Origin of the sequence: Streptomyces sp. CLV115, assembly GCF_038448545.1 — a bacterium.
GTDB classification, from domain to species: Bacteria; Actinomycetota; Actinomycetes; order Streptomycetales; family Streptomycetaceae; genus Streptomyces; species Streptomyces sanglieri.
In genome coordinates, this window is record NZ_JBCEWQ010000335.1 from 1 (window position 1) to 2,022 (window position 2,022).

Annotated in this window: 1 protein-coding gene; it reads right to left on the bottom strand. The window is 72.1% G+C overall.

Going from position 1 to position 2,022, the window contains the following annotated elements; genetic code table 11:
* Positions 1–1,954 (bottom strand): polyketide synthase dehydratase domain-containing protein (locus AADR41_RS41955; protein ID WP_342287716.1); only part of this gene is annotated, 1,954 nt, incomplete at its 3' end.
* Positions 1,955–2,022: the final 68 nt, after the last annotated feature.

The following is a 2,022-nucleotide window of genomic DNA, read 5'->3' on the forward strand; positions in this document are numbered from 1 at the left end:
GGGGGCCGGCCCCCCCCCGCCCCACGGCCAGGCGTGGGATGTGGGCGGTGCCTCGGCGGAGCAGCAGTTCCGGCTCTCCGGTGTGGAGTGCGGCGGGCAGTGCCCGGACCGATGCCTCGTCGTCGTCCGTGTCGATGGTGACCACCCGGCCGGGGTTCTCGGAGCACACCACCCGCAGCAGACCCCGGAGCGGCGCCGACCGGAGGAGGCCGCCCCCGTCGTCGGGCTTTTCGCCGGAGGCGAGTTCCCCGCCCCTGGTGAGGACGACGAGGGTGCTCTCCGCCAGCCGTTCGTCGGCCAGCAGCGCCTGTACGAGTTCCAGCGTCCGGTACGTCGCGGTGGCTGGCGCTGCCCCGTCGGTGTCGTCCGCCGGGCTCACCAGGACGGTGCGGGGCGCCGGGCGGCCCGCGGTCATGGCTTCGCCGAGGGCGGCAATGTCCGCACAGGGCTCTTCGGTGATGCCCAGCGCGGTACGTCGTCCCGAGCTGTCCGCACCGATCCAGACGGCGTTCTCCGCGAACGTGGTCTCGGCTGCGGGGAGTTGGGTGGGGGTCCAGCTGATCTCGTGCAACGGGAGCCGGTCCGTGCGCAGGGCCTCGATCCTGGCCGGGTCGATCTCGCGAACGGTCAGCGCCTCGACTGCGGCCAGCGGGACGCCGTCGGTGTCGGCGAGGGCGATCCGTATCGTGTCATCGCCGGTGGGGGTCAGCGCGACCCGCAGCCGTGACGCCACGGCGGCCGGCACGGACACGCCGTCCCACGAGTACGGGATGCGCAGCCGCGGCCCTTCCTCCGCCCCGGAACCGAGCGCCGTGACGACGAGCGGGTGCAGGGCCGCGTCGAGGAGAGCCGGGTGCAGCGTGTGCCCCGAGGCTTCGGCGTCCTGGGCCAACTCGACTTCCGCGTAGAGCCGTTCGCCGTCGCGCCACAGGGCCGTCATGCCTTGGAAGGCGGCGCCGTACTGGTAACCGTGGGCGGCGAGCCGGTCGTACGCGTCGGTGAGGTCGACGGGTTCCGCCCCGGACGGCGGCCAGACGGCGAGCGTTTCGAGAGCGGGTACGTCGGGCGTGAGGGTTCCGGTCGCGTGCAGGGTCCAGTCTGCTCCGCCGCCCGTGTCGCCTGCGGTGCCGACCCGCTCGGGTCGGGCGTGCACGGCGATCCCGCGGTGCCCCTCGGCGTCGGGAGTCTCGACGGTGACCTGGAGGTGTACGGCGCCCTTCTCGGGAAGCGCCAGTGGTGCTTGCAGGACGAGGTCGTCGACGCGGGCCGCCCCGACGGTGCCGGCCGCGTGGAGGGCGAGGTCGACGAAGGCCGTGCCCGGCAGCAGGACCGTGCCCGCGACCGCGTGATCGGCCAGCCACGGATGCGTCCGCAAGGACAACCGCCCCGACAGCACCACACCATCCGCACCCGCCAACTCCACCACCGCACCCAGCAACGAATGCCCGGCCGCGACCAGACCCGCCGCCGAAACATCCCCACCCACCAAACCCGCCGACTCCAGCCAGTACCGACTGTGCTGGAAGGCATATGTGGGCAGGCCGGTGGGCCGACGTGTCTCGGGCAGTACCCGTCCCCAGTCGACATCCAGCCCGTGCGTCCACGCCTGACCCAGCGAGTTCAGGAAGCGCTCCAGACCGCCCTCGTCACGGCGCAGGGACGGTATCGCGGTCACGGCGGGTGAGGCGTCGGCCGCCTCGAACGTCTCCTGGAGCCCGATCGTCAGGACCGGATGAGCACTGCACTCCACGAACGCGGTGAACCCGTCCGCCAACAGCGACCGGATCGCACTCTCGAACTCCACCGTCCCCCGAAGATTGCGATACCAGTACCCACCATCCAAACCAGCGCCGTCGATCACCTCGCCGGTCACCGTCGAATACAGCGGAACAACCGGAGTGCAGGGGACCACCGGGGCCAGGAGGCCGGCGAGCTCCTCCTCGATCGCCTCCACATGCGGAGAATGCGAGGCATAGTCCACCGGCACCCGCCGGCACCGCACCCCCTCCACCCCCAGAACCC